The 19,110-nt window shown below is 47.1% G+C and carries 16 protein-coding genes; 4 read left to right on the forward strand and 12 right to left on the reverse strand.

The features are described 5' to 3' along the window. Positions 1 to 39: 39 nt before the first annotated feature. The 9 genes from GPK94_RS05535 to GPK94_RS05575 all read right to left on the reverse strand — a co-directional run bounded on the left by GPK94_RS05535 (position 40) and on the right by GPK94_RS05575 (position 5,924). Entirely contained in the window at positions 40 to 1,317 is a 1,278-nt protein-coding gene (locus GPK94_RS05535; RefSeq protein WP_110436397.1) for a tyrosine-type recombinase/integrase, read from the reverse strand. Between the two features lie 109 nt (positions 1,318 to 1,426). Next, positions 1,427 to 1,639 (reverse strand): excisionase, encoded by a 213-nt coding sequence (locus GPK94_RS05540; RefSeq protein ID WP_118730357.1) that lies wholly within the window; start codon positions 1,637 to 1,639, stop codon positions 1,427 to 1,429. Next, positions 1,636 to 2,112, reverse strand: a complete 477-nt coding sequence (locus tag GPK94_RS05545) for a hypothetical protein (protein ID WP_215654960.1) — start codon at positions 2,110 to 2,112, stop codon at positions 1,636 to 1,638. Before GPK94_RS05545 ends, GPK94_RS05540 begins: the two co-directional genes overlap by 4 nt. Positions 2,113 to 2,114: 2 nt before the next feature. After that, the gene (locus GPK94_RS05550) at positions 2,115 to 2,492 is read right to left on the reverse strand and encodes a type II toxin-antitoxin system PemK/MazF family toxin (RefSeq protein WP_118285410.1); all 378 of its coding nucleotides are present in this window, start codon (positions 2,490 to 2,492) and stop codon (positions 2,115 to 2,117) included. A 28-nt stretch (positions 2,493 to 2,520) separates the two neighbouring features. Then, positions 2,521 to 3,114, reverse strand: coding sequence for a hypothetical protein (locus GPK94_RS05555; RefSeq protein ID WP_110436393.1), 594 nt, complete (start codon positions 3,112 to 3,114; stop codon positions 2,521 to 2,523). A 265-nt stretch (positions 3,115 to 3,379) separates the two neighbouring features. Beyond that, positions 3,380 to 3,628 carry a hypothetical protein gene (locus tag GPK94_RS05560; RefSeq protein ID WP_110436392.1) on the reverse strand — a complete coding sequence of 83 codons (249 nt, stop codon included), beginning with the start codon at positions 3,626 to 3,628 and terminating at the stop codon, positions 3,380 to 3,382. A 23-nt stretch (positions 3,629 to 3,651) separates the two neighbouring features. After that, on the reverse strand, positions 3,652 to 4,377 hold the full coding sequence (locus GPK94_RS05565) for an ImmA/IrrE family metallo-endopeptidase (protein ID WP_118285411.1): 726 nt from the start codon (positions 4,375 to 4,377) through the stop codon (positions 3,652 to 3,654). A gap of 12 nt (positions 4,378 to 4,389) precedes the next feature. Next, positions 4,390 to 4,653: a hypothetical protein gene (locus tag GPK94_RS05570; RefSeq protein WP_118285412.1), complete on the reverse strand. Its 264-nt coding sequence runs from the start codon at positions 4,651 to 4,653 to the stop codon at positions 4,390 to 4,392. 29 nt (positions 4,654 to 4,682) lie between these two features. Further along, positions 4,683 to 5,924 (reverse strand): DNA polymerase IV, encoded by a 1,242-nt coding sequence (locus GPK94_RS05575; RefSeq protein ID WP_118285413.1) that lies wholly within the window; start codon positions 5,922 to 5,924, stop codon positions 4,683 to 4,685. A 151-nt stretch (positions 5,925 to 6,075) separates the two neighbouring features. Between GPK94_RS05575 and GPK94_RS05580 the strand changes: the two genes are divergently transcribed. Both GPK94_RS05580 and GPK94_RS05585 read left to right on the forward strand, forming a co-directional pair. Beyond that, on the forward strand, positions 6,076 to 6,897 hold the full coding sequence (locus GPK94_RS05580; protein ID WP_110436388.1) for an XRE family transcriptional regulator: 822 nt from the start codon (positions 6,076 to 6,078) through the stop codon (positions 6,895 to 6,897). 31 nt (positions 6,898 to 6,928) lie between these two features. After that, a complete protein-coding gene (locus GPK94_RS05585; RefSeq protein WP_110436387.1) occupies positions 6,929 to 7,135 on the forward strand; it encodes a helix-turn-helix transcriptional regulator in 207 nt (68 codons plus the stop codon). Between the two features lie 277 nt (positions 7,136 to 7,412). On the opposite strand, the gene GPK94_RS05590 is transcribed toward GPK94_RS05585, so the two are convergent. Continuing rightward, a complete protein-coding gene (locus GPK94_RS05590) occupies positions 7,413 to 8,561 on the reverse strand; it encodes an SLC13 family permease (RefSeq protein WP_110436386.1) in 1,149 nt (382 codons plus the stop codon). A 321-nt stretch (positions 8,562 to 8,882) separates the two neighbouring features. On the opposite strand from GPK94_RS05590, the gene GPK94_RS05595 reads away from it, so the two are divergent. Both GPK94_RS05595 and GPK94_RS05600 read left to right on the forward strand, forming a co-directional pair. Further along, on the forward strand, positions 8,883 to 10,169 hold the full coding sequence (locus GPK94_RS05595) for a stalk domain-containing protein (protein ID WP_110436384.1): 1,287 nt from the start codon (positions 8,883 to 8,885) through the stop codon (positions 10,167 to 10,169). An 88-nt stretch (positions 10,170 to 10,257) separates the two neighbouring features. Beyond that, positions 10,258 to 11,391 (forward strand): hypothetical protein, encoded by a 1,134-nt coding sequence (locus GPK94_RS05600; RefSeq protein WP_118360359.1) that lies wholly within the window; start codon positions 10,258 to 10,260, stop codon positions 11,389 to 11,391. A gap of 257 nt (positions 11,392 to 11,648) precedes the next feature. Here GPK94_RS05600 and GPK94_RS05605 read toward each other — a convergent pair whose 3' ends face one another. Beyond that, positions 11,649 to 12,362: a hypothetical protein gene (locus GPK94_RS05605; RefSeq protein WP_110436382.1), complete on the reverse strand. Its 714-nt coding sequence runs from the start codon at positions 12,360 to 12,362 to the stop codon at positions 11,649 to 11,651. Between the two features lie 8 nt (positions 12,363 to 12,370). After that, positions 12,371 to 19,078 carry a DUF4474 domain-containing protein gene (locus GPK94_RS05610; protein WP_118740129.1) on the reverse strand — a complete coding sequence of 2,236 codons (6,708 nt, stop codon included), beginning with the start codon at positions 19,076 to 19,078 and terminating at the stop codon, positions 12,371 to 12,373. Positions 19,079 to 19,110 lie beyond the last annotated feature (32 nt).

Below are 19,110 nucleotides of genomic sequence, written 5' to 3' on the forward strand. Positions count from 1 at the left end.
AGGCGATTTTTCATCGTCCTGGCAGATCCCGTTTTGTGCTTATATATTTTGTACCTGTCGCTCTCCCGTCCGGATATAGTTACTGTAGGTTAAAATCTCCCTCTTTTTCATTTCGTTCGACACCGTAACATAAATCTGGAGAGTGGTGGTTACATCCGCATGGCCTAGCACTGATTGTACGACCTTTACATTCAGTCCAGACTCGCACATACGCGTTGCAAAAGTATGCCGCAGTACATGACAACTGAAACATGGGAGGAGCACCGGCTCATCGTCAATGTCATTGTTTTCAAGGATTTCGCCATTACAATCGCGCATGATTCTGCGCAGTGCCTTATTCAGTGTTCCCTGATGCTGTACCTCTCCGAATCGGTTGACGAAGATAAAATCAGAATAACCTTCGATATGACTGACACTAATGATATTATTTTCTTCTTGATACTCTTTCTCCATCTTAAATGCTTCGACAACGCCCTCTGTCATTGGAATTTCGCGGATACCAGCTTTGGTTTTGGGTGTATTGATAGAGAAATAGCAGCCATGCTCATCACGATGATTGTAATAGACCAGCGTATGGTTCACGTTGATAAGTCCTGTCTTGAAATCCACATCACACCAGCGCAGGCCGGTAATCTCGCCAACACGCATCCCGGTGTTTGCCATAATATAAAAGACCGGATACCAGTGATTGTAGCGCGGCGAATTCCTGAGATATTCAAGGAAGATCCTTTCCTGCTCAACGGTCAACGCCTTTCGCTTTTCCACCTCGTGACCATGTGCCGATTTCAGCTCACGCAGCATATTGTCTGTCGGATTATTCCGGATCATATCATCATCGACAGCGATTGCAAAGACCTGATGGAGCACGTTATGAATGCCGTCCAAAGTAGAGATTTTCAAGATGCGCTCATCAACAAGCTGATTGTAGAACCGGCGTACATCTGATTTCTTAACCTGTGTCAGCTTTTTCTTTCCGAAAGTTGGCTTCACGAACATCTCATACATATAAATGTAGTTCTTCATCGTACTGTCTTTAACGCCTCTTTTCACCTGAACCCACAGGTCAAAGAGGTCATTTACGGTGATGTTCTTCACATTCGTTTTAATACCGTCATGCCGGTCTACGATGATCTGTTCTTCCTGCTCTCGCAAATCAGCCAGCGTGGGAGCATATACTGCATGGCGTTTCCCGACTTTATCCGTCCAGCGGTAAACATAGGTGCCATTATCTTTTTCACTTTCGCCTGTGCGTAGCCTGATATGCTTACTGTCAAAGCGAACGCCGTTCTTGGATTTGACTTTCTTCTTCGATACCATTGTTTTTCCCTTCCTTCATCAAATTTCTCTTACGGGAATAGCATAAACAATGACGTCCCGTTTTCCCAATGTACAAATGCAGTGGTCGGAAGCAAATCACACAGTTGCATTAGACGGAGTATGCGTTCTCCAAATACTCATCCAGTTTCCGGCGCTTAATCATTCGCCTGTTGCCAACCCACATGACATAATCGCAGGTCGGCTCATCTGTCATTTCTCTCAGCTTTCTGACACCAATGCCGGTATAGGCAGCAGCTTCTTCCAGTGTGATTGTTGCCCGTTCCCATACGGGAACCAGGTTGTTTTTTTCTTCTCTGTTCATTTTCTTCTGCCTCCATCTGCTCGCTTCTCAGCATAGTCCTGATAATTTGTATAACGGTATTCACACCAGTCATATTCTCTCGACTTGAAAAACTTCTTTCGGATAGCATCATAAAAGTGTTGAATCGCTCTGAGGTTGATGTTCTCCGTAAGGACTAAATCCCTGACCGTAATCTTTTCAAGCTGTCTGTGAATCTTTCTCCAGCCGGTGTAGTCGAAGCACTGATTCATTGCCCCGCAGTACATCGCCTCGTCTACTGTGATATTCGGATTCAGACTGCGATACAGGCAAACGATAATTTCCTCGACTCGTACTGCATCGAGCAGGTTCATATTCAGCAGATCAAAGACGCGCATATCCAGGACCTGATCCAAATGTTCAAAGCCAAGCGAATCGAAGTAATTCGCCACAGTACGGTTTACAACAGCCTGCCAGTCATCAATTACCACAAAGGCATTCAATTCGACATTCATCGTCACACCTCGTCTTTCTGCAACGAGCGCAAACCAAGACTGATAGCCGCTGCTGCATCAACCCGGCGCATAACGCTTTTGTTTACGTGGCCGATCTTATCTCCCAGTCTGCACTTATCGACCGTCCGCAGCTGTTCCAGCAAAACCAGAGAGGGACGTACACCACTCTCTCGACCTACATGCACATGAGTCGGCAAAATGTTTTTTCTGATATTGCTGGTCAGCGGTGCAACAACAACCGTCGGACTATAACGATTACCAACATCATTCTGAACGACGACTACTGGACGAAAGCCAGCCTGCTCAGAGCCAACCGCCGCACCCAGTTCGGCATAGAGAATATCTCCGCGCAAGATGGGACTTCTCTTGTAAGTATTCATATCGACCCTCCTCAAATTTGTCCTCTCACTAATCAACTACAACCTTCGAGTCCAAAAACTGATAATCATTTTTGAAAAAATTCAAAATGAATTTTTCAAACAGCTTTACGCGGTATCTTGCCTGATGTTCCGGAATATCATATTTTTCCCTTAAATAGCTGCATGCCTTATGTTTTCTGCCATTCAAATAGAATCTGAGAACCTCATTCGCCCATGGCTTCCAGTTTTCAAGCGCAGCACGCAGCTGGCGCATAGTTTCTTTCTCAACTACAGCCTTCTCTACGCAAAAGCTATCTGCAATAAAATCAGTCAAATCGCCTGCATCTTCGTTTGCACAAAGCGTGTCTGTAGACAGAAACTTATACTTTCTTTTTGCATTCTGAATTTTGTTTCTGTAAGTTTGCTTGCTGTTCCACTTCTGATAATCCGGCAAGCCTGTTTCGATGTACATGACATCCAATCCATCCGTATCAGCAATTACATCCTTGGTAAACAGCCGGCGTTCCTGTAAAGGCAGTTCCTTATTCTTAATCAGTATCTGCGTGAATTCCTCCTGAGAGGCAATCCGCATACCCATGCTTGTATTCTCTCGATCAACAAAGACCAGCACAGTCGTTTTCATCTTGCAATCTCCTTTGAATTTTTTTGAAAAATCAAAGGTGATCACGGATATGCGGCGATTAGCGCCAGCCAGTAAAAAACGCTCATTTCGTTCCTTTCTGGAACCAAATGAGCGCAAAAAAGCCACTTGATCTGCTAACCTATCGCCACAATGATCGAACCGTGCTTTCTAAAGCACAGGTTGCAAATCAAGTGGCGCAATGGAAGTCAGCACATCAAGTGGCTCCGTGGCACAATCTTGTTACTCCATATTCAATTCAATCCGCTTATGCGGTATACAGCCGAAAGGCAATCGGTGGAAACACTACTTCCTCACCGCAGTTCGGGCATTTTGCCCTTGAAGGGCCATGTTCCCCCCGATACAAAATCTCGATCTTATGCTCACAGTATGGGCAGAGCCGCGCAACGCTAGTGCCGAAAGCCGCCATGCTGAACTGAAGTTTCAGTTCTTCCTGCTCCGCCTTCACCTGCGCATAGCGTTCCGGGTCCTGCGTCTTTACATCAAGTCTTGCCATATTGAAATACCTCCTCTGAGAATCTATCTATCTGTTTCATCACAGCAAATATCGATTAAACTGTACGGATTATTCAGGTCGTTTCGATCTACCAGACCCAGCTGCTTCATTCGAATTGCCAGCGCCGTTTTAGAGACCCCCATCTTATCTGCAATCTGCGAAAATGCTTCATACTGCCTTGCCGCAAATATTCGATTGACCATACGCATTTTCTTTCCTAAGCCATACTCCCGCATATACTGCAGGATCAGGTCTTTGGGCATCAGCACTGCTGAAGCCAGCATATTGGTACGCCATTCTTCCCAGTCTGGCGTCACGTTTCGTGGTGCAAAACGCAGGCTGTAATAGACTCTGCGCAGCTGAACGCCTAAATAGGTTTCTGGATACAGCATTCCGTATACCAGGTGGCAGGCTTCGTGCATCAGCGTGAAATTGTGACGCCCGATATTTGCGTTCTCGCTTCTCAAACTCTCGTCAACGAAAACCGTCCTACCATCCAAGGGCGCATATACCGGGTGCTCAACATCATCAAACACTTGAATCGCAACCGGAAGCATACAAGTCAGGCCCAGCACATGCCCAAACCGCGATAATTTATGATATGCGATCTGGAGGCCCAGCACATTGCTTGTCACAATTTCAGGGTCGATTCTCGTTAATTTTCGATTCTGCTGAGCACAGTACCGGTGATATGCCCGCACGATGCGTTCGGCAATCGTCTCGATTTCTTGAACCGTCAGGTAGGGCATAGCCGGCACCTCCTACACATGAAGGGTTTTGGCTTCTACAAACCACAGGCCTTCATCTTCAAAGAGAAATGTACGATGCTGTCCGATCCGGATGGAATACCGTATGCCGGTTCCTCCGACTTTACTCGCGGCGGCTCTCTTTCTGTCTAACACCTGGTCGATCTCATAGGTCTTGCCATCGGAGAACTTGATAGATAGCGGTATGCTGCCGCCATCCTTCGTATGGCGCACCAGGGTGTCTACATAGACCTTTTCCCAATTTACTGTCTGTTCCATAGTCTTTACTCCAAAGATTTATCTTTTTCCTATTGATACATCAGTCCCGGCATTTTTACGCTATCGCGTCCATCATCCGGCATCTTCAGATTGCCAAGCAGGCCAGCATACGTTAGAGATTTTTTGCCGAAACGACGACGCAGATCTTCGATCGCATCCTCCAGCCGCACTCTGCGATCTCGCCGCTCATAATCGACCATCAGTGAAAGCTGCTCTTCTGTTGTCTGAGGTATCAGGTCGATTGCGCGAATGGTGATTGCGCGAACTTTTTCAGTCCATATATAATGCTCTTTGAATAGCTGGAAGCCTGCTGCGGCTATTTCAGAGGGCAGCTGCGTTTTGAACGGCAGTTTGTACTGATACTGGGTACTGTAAAGGCTCTTGTTTCGCACAAAAATCTGAACGCCGGTAGCTGCCAGCCCATGCACGCGCAAGCGGTGGCCAACATCCTGGCTTAATTCCAGCAGCACATGAAGTACTTCTTCCTCGTTATCAAGGTCAGCCGTACAGGTAATGCCATGCCCTATTGACTTGACCGGACTGACAAAATCCTTCTGCATCACGCGAGACTCGTCCGTACCGTTTGCATATCGCCAGAGTTTCAGGCCATTGATGCCGAACATATATTTCAGCGTGCTCGGCTCCGTTGCAGCCAGATCACCGATTGTCTTGATACCGTAGCTGGCCAGCTTCTTCGTTGTGGCGCTGCCTACATAGAGCAGCTCTGATGCGGCCAGTGGCCAAATGTTCTCCTTGAAGTTCTGCTTTGTGATTACGGTAATTGCATCTGGCTTTTTCAGATCACTGCCCAGCTTGGCAAATATCTTATTGAACGATACGCCGATACTCACCGTCAGCCCCAGTTCTTCCTTCACCGACTGCCGGATCTCCTCTGCGATCTCCAATGGTTTGCCATATATCTCGCAGCCGGTCACATCCAGCCAGCATTCGTCCATTCCAAACGGCTCCACCAAATCGGTGTAACGGTAATAGATCTCATGTGCCAGCTTTGAATACTTCAAATACTGGTCATACTGCGGCGGAACAAGAATCAGGTCTTTACATCGCTGCTTTGCCTCCCAGTTTACCATGCCGGTTTTGACCCCAGCTCGCTTTGCAAGCTCTGACTTTGCCAAAACGATTCCATGCCGGTTCTCTGTTGATCCACACACTGCAACCGCTTTGCCTCGCAGTTTGGGATCAAGCATCATTTCAACCGATGCGTAGAACGAGTTCATATCACTATGCAGTATCGCACGGTCAGCACTCATTGCCACTCACCTCGCTTTCTGTGCTTTAAGCATATCATTTCGTTATACGATATGTCAATCGTGCATTTGTATCGTTTTATTCAATTCTTTCTTGACACTGCTCTTTCCGACTTATATAATATAAGCATAAACACAGAGGGAGGAACAGACCATGAAAAAGGCTAACCGTTCCAGCAAGATTATCAACTTCAAAGATTTCAATACCGGCTATAATGCTGTTTCTGAAAGGGAAGATAATATCATCGGTAAAAAAATTGCAGATTTCCGTGCTGCAAATAAAATGAGTCTGACCGATCTGCGTATACTGCTTGAAATCTATGGTATATCTATAACCAACGCTTCTATCAGCAAATGGGAAACCGGAGCTTCTGTTCCGAACATCTATCAGTTTATTGCCGTTATGCAGGCTCTAGGCATAGACGAAAATATCTCCTTCTTCACGCGCGCTGCCGCACAGCTGAACCCAGAAGGATTGCGAAAGCTGCGCGAGTATCGTGACGATTTGATAGCTACCGGAAAATACAGAGTCGTTGCCAAGCACTCCTATGAAGAGGAATGCATTGATATGCCGATCAGCACTCTTTCCGTTTCGGCTGGTACCGGTACATTCCTCGATGAAGGGAATTTTGAAACTATCTCTTTCCCAAAGAGTGCAGTTCCTGATCGTGCTGATTTTGGTGTTCGTGTCTGCGGCGATAGTATGGAGCCGGTTTATCACGATGGTCAAATCGCATGGATTCAGGAATGCAGTGAACTGTCCCCAGGCGAGGTCGGCATCTTTATGTATGACGGCGACGGCTACATCAAGATGTATGATGAGCAGGAACCTTGTGAAGCCGAACGTTACGATTTTACTGACAGTGACGGCACACTCCATATGCAGTCTGTTCTGATTTCGTACAATAAAAAATACGAGCCGAAGCTCGTATCTCCATTAGTTAGATTTTCTATTGTAGGCCGTGTACTGAACTAATTTCCAATTAACCTCAGAGGAGGTCCTTGACTTGAATACTATTAGCCGTGTGCAGGAACTTGCTGACGAACGCGGACTTACCCTTTGTCAGCTCTCTAAAATATGTGATTTGTCCGAAGCCACAATCCGCACTGCTAAGAAACGCGGTAATCAGCTAAGTGTGGATACCATAGAGCGTATCTGCGAGGCACTGGATATATCGCTTAGTGATTTTTTTGCAGAAACCTTACCCAAATAAATTCGCTATACGCATGAGCTTCTATCTCCACTTTCGTAACCATCTAATCTATCCTCGCCAAGAAAAATACTGGATACCATTGCCTGTCGCTTTTCTGTATAGTAATCTCCGATCTTTTCATTGGAAAAAGCAAAGTGGTGTAAAGATTAATGATCTTTGTATTGGCACCGAAAATATATTTATTTCTCCGCGGCTTTTCTTCCAGGATGGGAGAGTGCCGCGGAGAATTTTTTGCGAAGAAAGAATTGCTATAACTTTCGTAATTCCGGGAAAACCTTTATCTAAGAAAAAAATACAATATTAACATGAATATCATGAATATAATATTGGAGGCTGTGAATATTCCCAAATACCTCCCTCTCAGATTCCTGTTTTCTTTTGCAATATATTTGAAACTTATCAGGCTTGCCATGGATGCAATCAGAGTGCCGAGACCTCCAATATTGGTTCCGACAATTAAAGCCCGGTAATTATCTGTAAAGCCGGATAAAAGAAGCGCAGCGGGAACATTGCTCATAATCTGACTGGCAAGAACAGCAGTAAGTGTTTCCCTTCCTGCCATGATTCTTTCCAGAAAACTGCTGAATTGCGGAATCCTTCCAAGGTTGCCGATAAAAATAAATAATGCGATAAAGGTGGCAAGCAGGGAGTAATCCACCCTGCTTATATTTTCCCTGTTTCTTAGCAGCATATATATAAGAACCACTACAAGAGGAATCTGGTATGGAATGATACGTGCAACAGTGAGCAGGCAGATTGTAAATAAGATCAGGTAAGCGGCCAGGTATTCCATGTTAAGTTCTTTTCTGTCAGAGAATCCCAAAAGAGTTTTATCTTTTTCGGAACCGCATACGTGAGGTGCTTTGGCAGCGGCTGCCTGTATCCATATCAGAAGAAGGATAAGTGCTGTGGCGGAATAGGGAAGCATCAGGGTTATTAATTCTGCCGCGGACATCCCTGCTCTGGCATATAGATAAAGGTTCTGCGGATTTCCGATTGGTGTGAGCATGCTTCCGAGATTAGCAGCGATTGTCTGCATGGCTACTATTTTAAGAAGCCAGTAATTGCCCAGTTCCTTTGGCATTTTATGCACAATGATCAGTGCAAGAGGAACAAAAGTAATCAATGCCACATCATTGGTGATCACCATTGACAGGAAGAAACATAAGAGTACCAACAGCCTGATCACACCCACAGTTCCCGATGTTCCCATCAGCAATTTTTTGGCAAGTATATCAAAAACACCAACAGCCTTCAAACCAGCTACAATTGCCATCAAGCAGAAGAGGAGCCAGAGAGTCCTGAAATCGATATAAGTAAAATAAGCCTTATCCGGTCTGACCCAGAACATAGAAAGAAGCGCCAGGATCACTGCAATTGACAAAACGGTTTCTTTCCTGAAAAAAACATATAATTTTTGTAACATAATATTTCCTTTCCGGTCCTCCTGGCTATCGTATGTGGCAGAAAAAAGAATCTAAACTGGAACTGGCAGCCTCCATGATCCGGCAGGTTATGCCTGAATTTCAGGAAAAAAAGCAGGTTATTAAAGACCTTAAAACAGCTGATTCATCAATAAGTCTTTTTTTCATTTTCATACCCCTTATCTTGTTTCGTGTCAATGTAAATTCATTATATCCTATCCATGTATTGAATGCAATGAGAATAGTAAATAGTCGGAAACTGTGGTATAATCAGGTTATCATGGTTTCCATTAGCATTCAAAATATAAAAGGGGAGAAAAAGTATGAACGAGCATGAAAATCAAACGATGAAAATATTCGGCAAGCGGCTGACTGCTAGCCTGCTGGGTGCAGCACTGGTGATGAGTATGCCGTTTGCGTCCGCGCTGACACAGAAGAACATTACCGTAGAGCGTGGTGTTACGGTTTATGTGGATGACCAGAAGCTCAATCCGGGTGACGCAAATGGCAATTCGGTAGAGCCAATGCTGTATAATGGTACGACTTATCTGCCGATTCGCGCGGTATCTGCGGCGCTCAATGTGCCGATTGCGTGGGACGGAACGACGTCCAGTGCGTATCTCGGTGAGCATAAGGTGGATCAGAATGCGGTAAACCGTGCGAAAGCGTATGTTTCGGTGATCGAGCAGCTGCAGAGTAAGTACGGCAAGCGCGCTGTCAGCGGCAGTATCGTCAGCGGTCTGGTGACGGCGATGCTCATCGATTTTGATGGGGACGGAAACGAAGAACTGCTTTGTGTTTGCAATACGAAGGATAAGATTCCGGCTGATCAGTGGGATAAGCATGGCACAAATGCATCCAGCAAATATATGGTTTACTCGTGGAATGGGTCTTCTGCGGTAAAACTGGTAGAAGATGAAGTGCCGTTTATCTTTACACAGAATGATTCTCGTAATTTCCCGCGAGTGCTGCCCATAGCTTCTCAAAACGGAAAGTATTATTTAGTATGGATGAGCAATGGTGATTTAGCAGGAAATAATAAAGCATATTCAATGGAGCGGATAGAGACTGTAGTGAATGGTCAGTGGCAGACGAAAGGCATCTGGCACTATGAAGATTGGAATTATGAGTCGGTAAGAGTATGGGATACGGACTTGTTCACTGGTGAAGTAATTGATACAGAAAACGATTGGAAAGAATTCGGCAAACTGCATTACTCTGCAAAGGAATATCGGGTAACATTTAGCAGCTACAATACGGATGGACATCAGAATAATACCCTTAGCAATCTGGCTCCTGCACCGGAAATCGCACTTTCCAAGCTGAAAGCTATCGCCAACTCGCAGTCGTCCATTCTGGGCGGCAAGGCCTCGGGCGAGTATAATGCGAAACGTCGAATGGAAAAGCTGGCTGTTGAAACCGGGGTTAAGGTCTATGTGAACGACAAGCCGATTGTTCCGACCGACGTCAACGGCAAGACGGTTGACGTGCTGCTTTACAAGGGCACGACCTATCTGCCGGTTCGTGCCGTTGCAAATGCACTCGATCAGGCTGTTGCATGGGATGGCGCGAGCTACAGCGTATACATCGGCAGTCACAAGGACGTATAGGTAATTACAGCAAACCCACCTTATATGGATCATTGGAGCTTGAGGGAGTCGAAGATGATTCATTCGTGAAAAGAAAGGACCAAAGAATATGAACAAACGCACTATGTTTATGATTGGCGTTGTTAGCGCTGCGCTTCTCACGAGTGCTGGCGCGGTGAACGCAACCCCGACCAAGAATACAATCTATGTAGACGGCACAAAGGTTAACGGCGCCGCTTACATGATTAACAATAACAATTACTTCAAACTCAGGGATGTTGCGGCGATGGTCAACGGAAGCACAAAACAGTTTGAAGTGTCTTGGAATGAGACGAATAAGCGGATCGATCTCACGACCAACAAGGCATACACCGTTGTTGGCGGCGAAATGGCGCTTCCTTCTAGCGCAGTGAAAACTGCCAAGGAATCGAAGGCATCCGTATTTAAGGATGGAAATAAGGCTGATTACACAGGATACAACATCTCCGATAACAACTATTACAAGCTGCGTGATCTTTGTAAGGATATGAACATCGGCGTCAAGTTCGATCTCGCAACCAATCGAGTCGACATTCTGACGACTGTAGGTTACGGTGAAGAGGATAACGCGGGTAATACCACGAAACCCACGACACCGACTGAGCCGACAAATCCCGTAACGCCTACGGAACCCACGGCGCCGACAACGCCCTCCACCAGCGATAAAATCGGCCCCAGTGATATTGATTATCGTGCGGCAGGTGATGAGGGAATTAAGAGCGTCGTTCTGTCAGCGTATGATCCTCATTATATTTATTATCCGTCTTACGGAAAGTATAGCGCAGACTATCAGAACCTGTTGGACACCTGCGGTGAGGAAATCGTGACCAAGACAGTAAGTTACTATACCTACTGCTCTCAAACCGATCAAAAGTCTGTGCTTGCAGGATATCCCATTCAGATTCTGGTCAAAGATGAACGTCTGAATAAGGAAACGAGAGTATGTGCAATGACTTATTACGTTTCCAAGCCTGAAGGCGAGATTACTATAAAAATGCCAAAGAGCACATACGAACGCGCTCTTTCTGGAGAAACGGGAGTATTCCGAGTGCTTGGTACGTTTATCGAGAGAAACAATTCCCATGCACTGATCAACGGGCAGGAATATCAGATCAATCCAGTTAACTTCTCTAAATCAGACTTCCGTTCCGAAAATCCCACTGCCATGGAAATGACCTTAATGCCGAAGTCTAGGAATAATTGAAAAAACAAACACCTACTCAGCCAATGCAAGCATTGGCTGAGTTTTTTATAGTTCTTTGATAGCAAGCGCAAAGTCCATCAAAATGCTGCAGGAGATTGAGAAAATGAAAGGTCGGGATTTCGTGCAGCAGCTTTTGGACGGCACGGTTCTGAACGAAAAGCATAGGAAGATTGTCGCGCAGGTGACGAGCGGATTGGAGTAAAAGAACAGCCACCGGAGAAAATTCTCCGGTGGCTGTTTGCTTAAAAAGTCGAATATTATGGTTCAATTTCGTGAAAATGTAATGTGTTTACGGTATTATCAAAAAAGTCTGCATAATCAGAATTTATGACGGCTGTAAACGAATCAAATTGTGGTTCAACCGAACAGGTAAACATCGTGCAAGCCTTTTCACGATCATCCCATTGTTGACGCTCTGCCGAACTCATATTCTCTACATCAGTAACAGAAAATTGTTCCCATGCCTTTTCATATTGTTGCCGTAATTCAGCATTTTCAACTGTCATAAGGCTACAATTAACACTCACTATTACGGGTATAGAAGTATCATTTATGTTGAGGTTTCCATTAGCTTCATAATAGTTTTCTGTTGAACACAGAGAGAACGAAAAACTTAATTCATCGCACGAATAAGTTGTGGATTCTAAAAGTAAACCTTTCACTTTCCATGCGTCATGTTTTTCTTTGACAACCTCTACATCATATAAATCCGTATCATTTATCATGTATTGAAACGACATAATACCTGATTTACCTGATTGATTGACTTCACCCTCACCGCTTCCGCCAACAAATGTGACTGTGTAATCTGAACCATATCTTGCAGTCAAGAAGGAATTATCCGTCATATACTCATCGGCCACGGTTTGGTCAGTTGCCAATATTCCCGAAGGAACCGATAGTTTACCGGCAGAACATCCCGATAATATTCCTACTAAAGTAGATAACAGCAATAAAAGCACCTTCTTCAAGAATAAATTCACCTCCACGAAAAAGATTCCACTTTGTTATTCGACTTACGATTCATAATTTTATATCCGCCATACTTACTTTTCCAATAAAGTTTCTCATCGTAAGCACTACGCATTGTACTATTGGGGAATGTTAGTGTAACATCCATAATAATATTTTCTTTCTTGGCAGAATTAAGTTTGAAGACTGTTAGCCACCAATGCCCCGACGAAGAACGAGAAGCAAAAGCATTGGTAGTATACGAATCACCGCCGTTTTTCTTTTGTACCACTTCTCTAAATGCAATGCTCATGCCAATGTATTCACTGGAATACGCTGCTCGGTACCATGCAACATTTTTAGATAACGGTTCAGTATTTTTTATCATAGAAAATAATCTATCAAATGCTTCTGTTCCGGTAAATACTGCACCATCGCATCGCATCTTTTGAAAATATTGACTAAGCGACATCGTGCCATCCAAAACATATAAACCAACTTCGCCGCCAGCAGTAGGACCGTATTCGCCCTTCCAACATTCCACACGCCATGTTTTGTTGTTATATTGGAATATACAGGACAAGAAATTAATATTGATACCCGGAACAATATTCATATACTTGTCAAAAAGGTCCATATAGCCAAATGTCCGCTGCCAACCATATTCAGATGAATAAAAATATTGTCCACCATACGAGTATTCAAAACCAAATTTTTGAGCTACCGAATCAATTGTAGCAGATATGCTGGGGCGTTTGCTTGTTTTTAGATACTTATCTGCAATCCAACCTGTTTTACCTTCATATTGAACTTTGGCCCAATTATAATTGTTATTGTTTTTCTTCTCGTTTAAATATGTAACAGCAGTATTATATTGCAATGTCGCGAGGACATTATATGATGTGCCTGCGCCACTACGCATATAGACATTATCAGTAGCAACATATCGCGTATTCGATGATGCAAGTCCAGCCCAATCAGAATAATTAACCACATTATTCCCGCAATACCCATACCAATTCTCGCCGTCCTTGATAGGGTCTTCCTGTGTGAACCGGTGGTCGGCAGGGTCGTAGAAACGATTCTGCGCGAAATACAGGTCAAGCACTTCGTCCCAAGTGTAGCCGGTGAAATTGTTGGCGTTGTCAATGCCGCTGAAATTCGTGTCCGTGTAGGTTTTGGTCAGCGGATTGCCCCACGGGTCATAGATCGTGTGAGAGATGACCTTGCCGGTTTCGTCTACGGCAAACAGCGTGCTGCCGAGATGACTGGTGCGATACCATACCTTGCGCACATCATTTGCCGCAAAGTCACTTTGCAGGTTTTCGCCGCCCTCACCGCGCTTTGTACCGGCTGCATAGCCGTACTCTGCCGAGATACGGGTGCCGTCCTCATCGTACACATACCGCTGCGTGAAGCTGCCGTCCTCTGTGACGAGTATATCACGATTGGCAATGGAAAGATAGTCCACAACATAGTTCTTTGTTACGGTTTCAAAATTGCTCTGGAAGGTCGTGCCTACCTCGGTTTCCCATGTGCGCTGCCAGAAAAAGCGTCCATCCTTCAAGAAGTCCAGATAATCGGTGCCGTGCGAACCGTCCTTCAAGTCGGAGTTTGCATGGGCGGCATTCTTGTTGTCGCGCACCTGTACATTCTTAATGCGTACATTGAGCGCATTATAGGTGTAGGTGCTGCTCTGACCGTCCTCTGTCTTGCCGGTTTTCAGCTTGTTCTGTGCCGTGTAGGTATACTCGGTCGTGCCGTCCGGTGCAGCCTTCTTAATCAGATTGCCCGCCGCGTCATAGGTATAAGTGGTCGTACCGTCCTTGCCGGTCTTGCTAACCAGACGGTTTTGCAGATCGTAGGTGTAAGTGTTCGTACCATCGGAAAGCAGATTGCCCGCGAGGTCGTAGGAATACTTCGTATTCTTGCCCTCGATATTGGTGCGGATAAGCTGATTGGCCTTATCGTAGTAGTAGCGTACCAACTCGTCCTTCTTGTCAATGTCTACACCGGAACGGTTTTCACTTACGATATTGCCCGCATCATCGTAGGTATACGCAGTCTGACGGCGTGTGCTGTTGCTCTTGGTGACTTCCTTTTGCAGCGTCAGCAGACCGGCGGCGTTATAATCATACTCGGTCGTGCTGCCGTCGCTGTGGCCTTCCTTGATTGTGCGTCCTTCCGCGTCGCGCGTGTAGGTAATGCCTGTGCCGTCATGGTCGGTCTGGGACTTCACATTGCCGAGACTATCATACGCGGTCGTAACAGCCTTGCCGTCGGGGTAGGTGATGGACAGACGGTTGCTTGCCGCGTCGTAGGTGTACGCCGTGGTCGTGCCGTCCTCATTTGTGACAGCGGTGGTGCGGGAAAGCGCGTCGAACGCAAATGCTACCGTGCCGTTTCCATCCTTGGCCGAGGTCATGTTGCCCGCCTTGTCATAGGCAAAGGTCGCAGTACCATCCGCGTCCTTGCGGGAAACCATGCGATACAACTTGTCGTAGGTGTACGCGGTCTGCTTGCCGTTTTCGTCAACCTGCGTCAGCACATTGCCTTCCTTGTCATGCGTGTAGGTAGTCACGCTGCCCAGCGGAGAGGTTTCGGTCAGCAGATTGCCCGCTGCATCATAGGCATAAGTGGTCGCGGCCTTCTCGTCACCGCCGCCGTACATCGTCGTGCCTGCGGTGTTGCCAAACGAATCATACCGGTACTCGAACATACCGCCTTCGGCGTTGGTCTTGGAAACAAGACGATTCAAGCCGTCATAGGTGTATATGGTCTTGTTCTTGTTGCCGTCGATCACCGCCGTCTGGTTGCCTGCAAGGTCGTATTCGTACTCGGTTGCATGGTTAAGCTGGTTGGTTTCCTTGACCTGCCGATTCATGCAGTCATACGCATACTTCACCCATTCGTTGTTGCGGTTGGTGTACTGAATGAGATTGTTGTTCGCATCATACTGATAAACGGCATACGCATTATTCGCGTCGGTTTCCTTGCGGAGATTACCGGCTGCATCATAGGTGTAGGTAGTCGTTGCACCCAGCTTGTCCGTAGTTGCTGCTACTCTGCCGCGTGTGTCGTAGGTGTTGGTAACAACACCGGAAAGCGCGTCGGTTTCGGTCAGTACATTGCCGTTCTTATCGTAGGTGTAGGTCGTTGCATTGCCGTTTTCATCGGTTGCAGAAACGACACGACCCAGCGCGTCATAAGCAGACGAGGACACGCCGCCTTCTGCGTCTGTGGTCTTGAGCAGGTTATAGTTTTTGTCGTAGGTGTACTGTGTTGCATTGCCTTCACGGTCAGTGGAAACCAGTACATTGCCTACGCCGTCATATTGCTTTGTTCCCGCATTACCCAGTCCGTCAATCGTTTTTATCACACGATACGCACCGTCGTACTCGCTCTTTGCGATTACTGTTCCGTCCTTGGTGACAGAAACCGTGTTGCCTACCTTGTCGTAGCCGTATTCGGTCACAACACCTACTGCGTTGGTTTCGGTATGCGTTCTGCCGAGTGCGTCATAGGTGTACTTGGTTGCATTGCCGTTCTGGTCGGTTACTTCGCTGACATTTCCGAGCGCATTGTAGGTATAGTGGGTTTCGCCGCCGTCCGCATAGGTGATAACAGTAATCTGGTCTTTGCGGTTGTACTGATACGAAGTTTTGTTGCCTTTCGGGTCAGTGACGGTGAGTTGGTTGCCGTTCGCATCATAGGTGGTAGCAGTCTTACCGCCGAGTTCGTCATAGCTTTCTGTCGTGCGTCCCAGCGCGTCATACACCGTGCGGGTCTTGCTGCCGTCTGCGTTAATCTGCTCTACGGCGCGTCCCAGCAGGTCATAGATATACTTTGTCACATTGCCTTCGGGGTCGGTAACACTAAGCTGATTGCCCGCAAGGTCGTAGGTGTACGCGGTAACGCCGCCGAGTGCGTCCGTTTCGGTCAGCAGCCGTCCTACCTTGTCGTAAGTGTAGGTGGTTTCGTTGCCTTCGCCGTCAATCTGCTTTACCGCTGCATTGATGGCGTTGTACTCGGTCTTGGTTTCATTGCCGTTTGCGTCCGTTGTGACAAGCAGATTGCCAACAGGGTCATAGGTATAGGTTGTCTTGTTGCCTGCACCGTCGGTTTCAGTCTTGGTTCGTCCGAGCGCGTCATAGGTGTAGGTTTTCTTGTTGCCTTCTGCGTCGGTTTCCGAAACCGTGCGTCCCATGCTGTCATACGCATAGATCGTTTCGCCGTCCAGCGCGTCAATCGTCTTTGCTACACGGTCGAGCGCGTCATATTCATAGGTAGTCGCATTGCCTTCCGCGTCCGTAGTCTGGATAAGCAGGCCGCGATCGTTGTAGGTGTAGCGGGTTTCGTTGCCCTCTGCGTCTGTTACCGATACAAGCTGTGCGGTATCCTTGTCATATTCATAGGTGGTTTCATTGCCGTTCGCGTCCGTGCGTTTGAGCGGTTCGCCGTTCGTGCCGTATTCGGTCGTTACCGTGCCGCAGAGCGCGTCCTTGGTCGAGGTGGTAAAGCCGTTGGCATTGTACTCATACGAGGTTTCGCCGCCCAGCGCGTCTACGGTTTTCAGCAGCTTGCCCGCCTTGGAGTAGGTATGCTTGGTCGTTGCGGTAGCCGTATCACTCACCTTGGTATGCTCTGCAACGATGCGGCCTACGGCATCGTATTCAAAGCTGGTAACACCGCCCTCAGCGTCGGTGACAGAAAGCTGCCGTCCCTTATCGTCATACGCATAGGTGGTCTGATTGCCGAGTGCGTCCGTAACCGTAATCGGCAGACCGAGTGCATTATAGGTGTACGAAGTGGTATGTCCGTTCTTGTCGCGGAACTCGGTCAAGCTGTGTCCGGAGTAGGTATAGGTTTCCGTATTGCCGAGCGCGTCCGTGATGGACGCAATATCGCCGCCCGCCGTATAAGTCAGCGTCATAGTGGTATTATCCGCATAGCGAACCTTCGTCACATTGCCGCTGCTGTCGTACTCGTATGCGGTTGCACCATTCAGACGGTCGCTTGCAGAGTTGGCGCGATAATCGCCGTCATAGGTGTTGTTGGTGGTGTACTCCGTGCCGTCGATAACTGTTCCGATTTTCTGGATGTTACGGTGATTATCGTAGTAGTAGCGTGTTTCCAGACCGTTTGCGTCTACACAGGTCGTAACACGCGCGTCATCGTCATAGGAAACGGTAGAAACAGTGGGAATGTCCGCATTGATAAAGGTCTGCTTTACCACACGGCCTATGCCGTCATACTCGTTCTCAATATAGACTTCGCCTTCAAAGTCGGTAGCACTGTTCAGATAGCCGTTGCCATCGTAGGTATAATGCAGCGTATCACCGTCTGCATTGGTAACGCCGGTCAGAAAATCGCCGTCATGCTCATACGATACGGTGCGGCCTGCGTTATCGGTCACGGACGAAATATGTCCGTTCGACCATGCCAGCGTATAGCTGCCTGCAATGCCGTCAATTCCGGTCAGTTCATCGCCGTTGTAGGTAAGCTGTGCTACCGGCGTACCATCGGGATTATAGACGGTTTGCAGCTTGCCGCTCTTGCCATCATTCGAGAAAATGAACGCTGCGCCGTCCTCGTGCGTCATGCGGTAGCTGCCGTCTGCTTCATTTTCCAGAACAAAGCCGCTGTCTGCCAGAGAATCATAGCCGCCGCCACGGAGCGTAAGGAAGATTTGCTCCTCACCGCCGGGCATTGTCACACGGATAATACCACGGTCATTGATGAGCGAATAATCGTAACTGTGCGTAAAGCCAGTACCCAGCGCACCCTTGTTGTAGCGCGAGTTGTAAACACGAAGGAAGGTCAGCGGGATAATGCCTTCCAGCTTCAAGTCCTCGTACATGAAGTTGTACGCACCTGTTACCATGTTTACAGGGTCAAGGTTCTGGTAGTCCAGCACCAAGCCTTCCAGTTCGGGGAAACCGGTCAATTCATTGCACGCCAGACTGCCGCTGACAAACTGCTCGTACAGTTTCTTGCGTACTTCATCGGACAAACTGCCTTTCAGCATGAGGAACGCCGCCGTGCCATCTTCACCGACAACATAATCACGGTAGTCTACCAGCAGTTCGGTACTGACAGCAAACTTTTTCTTGCCGTTCTCCTGCTTCTGCGGCCAAGTATAGTTCTGACCGTGCGTGTGGCTATCATCACTGTCGGTACACTCAACATTCTTATCCGGTCTGCCGAGCGGTTCAATTTCTACGGTCAGATAAAACACATCTTCATCGAGGTTCGGACCGATAATCGGAATACCATTGAGAGAGCCGTCCCATATAAGCGTGTGCTTCATCATGGCTACCGGCTCAATATCTTCACCGGCAAAGTTCTTGTCTGCTTGATAAATGCCGTCCTCGGACAGTTTTACCAAACCGCCGTCCGTTTTGGTTGCCGGTGTGTAGGGCGATACCATAGTGTCCGGTGAATCTTCGGGAAGCCATGCTTTAACATCGTTTGCACCGGAGAGCAGGTAATTCTCTACAATCGAGCCGACAAATTCTTTCTTCAATCCATCGTCCGAAGGACTGCGGACATAGACATTGATATTCACATACTGTGTAAGCTGATACCCAAATTCCAGTTCCAGATAACCGGTATGCGGGTCGAATGTGCCGCCTTTGATTTCTGCTGCCTGTGCGTCGATGATTGGCACGAATCCAATCACCATGCAAAAGCACAGGAACAGAGAAACTACTCTGCGGACTAATGCTTTCTTCATAAGTTTACCTCCAACTATTCAGGAGTTCTTCC

Source organism: Pseudoflavonifractor sp. MCC625, assembly GCF_018784545.1.
Taxonomy (GTDB): Bacteria; Bacillota; Clostridia; order Oscillospirales; family Oscillospiraceae; genus Pseudoflavonifractor_A; species Pseudoflavonifractor_A gallinarum.

What these genes read in the sequence shown, in the direction of transcription:
- GPK94_RS05545 (WP_215654960.1), bottom strand. Translation starts at nt 2,112, where the DNA reads ATGAATGTCGAATTGAATGCCTTTGTGGTAATTGATGACTGGCAGGCT.
- GPK94_RS05575 (WP_118285413.1), bottom strand. Translation starts at nt 5,924, where the DNA reads ATGAGTGCTGACCGTGCGATACTGCATAGTGATATGAACTCGTTCTAC.
- GPK94_RS05610 (WP_118740129.1), bottom strand. Translation starts at nt 19,078, where the DNA reads ATGAAGAAAGCATTAGTCCGCAGAGTAGTTTCTCTGTTCCTGTGCTTT.
- GPK94_RS05600 (WP_118360359.1), top strand. Translation starts at nt 10,258, where the DNA reads ATGAACAAACGCACTATGTTTATGATTGGCGTTGTTAGCGCTGCGCTT.
- GPK94_RS05555 (WP_110436393.1), bottom strand. Translation starts at nt 3,114, where the DNA reads ATGAAAACGACTGTGCTGGTCTTTGTTGATCGAGAGAATACAAGCATG.
- GPK94_RS05560 (WP_110436392.1), bottom strand. Translation starts at nt 3,628, where the DNA reads ATGGCAAGACTTGATGTAAAGACGCAGGACCCGGAACGCTATGCGCAG.
- GPK94_RS05550 (WP_118285410.1), bottom strand. Translation starts at nt 2,492, where the DNA reads ATGAATACTTACAAGAGAAGTCCCATCTTGCGCGGAGATATTCTCTAT.
- GPK94_RS05570 (WP_118285412.1), bottom strand. Translation starts at nt 4,653, where the DNA reads ATGGAACAGACAGTAAATTGGGAAAAGGTCTATGTAGACACCCTGGTG.
- GPK94_RS05580 (WP_110436388.1), top strand. Translation starts at nt 6,076, where the DNA reads ATGAAAAAGGCTAACCGTTCCAGCAAGATTATCAACTTCAAAGATTTC.
- GPK94_RS05595 (WP_110436384.1), top strand. Translation starts at nt 8,883, where the DNA reads ATGAACGAGCATGAAAATCAAACGATGAAAATATTCGGCAAGCGGCTG.
- GPK94_RS05540 (WP_118730357.1), bottom strand. Translation starts at nt 1,639, where the DNA reads ATGAACAGAGAAGAAAAAAACAACCTGGTTCCCGTATGGGAACGGGCA.
- GPK94_RS05565 (WP_118285411.1), bottom strand. Translation starts at nt 4,377, where the DNA reads ATGCCCTACCTGACGGTTCAAGAAATCGAGACGATTGCCGAACGCATC.
- GPK94_RS05535 (WP_110436397.1), bottom strand. Translation starts at nt 1,317, where the DNA reads ATGGTATCGAAGAAGAAAGTCAAATCCAAGAACGGCGTTCGCTTTGAC.
- GPK94_RS05590 (WP_110436386.1), bottom strand. Translation starts at nt 8,561, where the DNA reads ATGTTACAAAAATTATATGTTTTTTTCAGGAAAGAAACCGTTTTGTCA.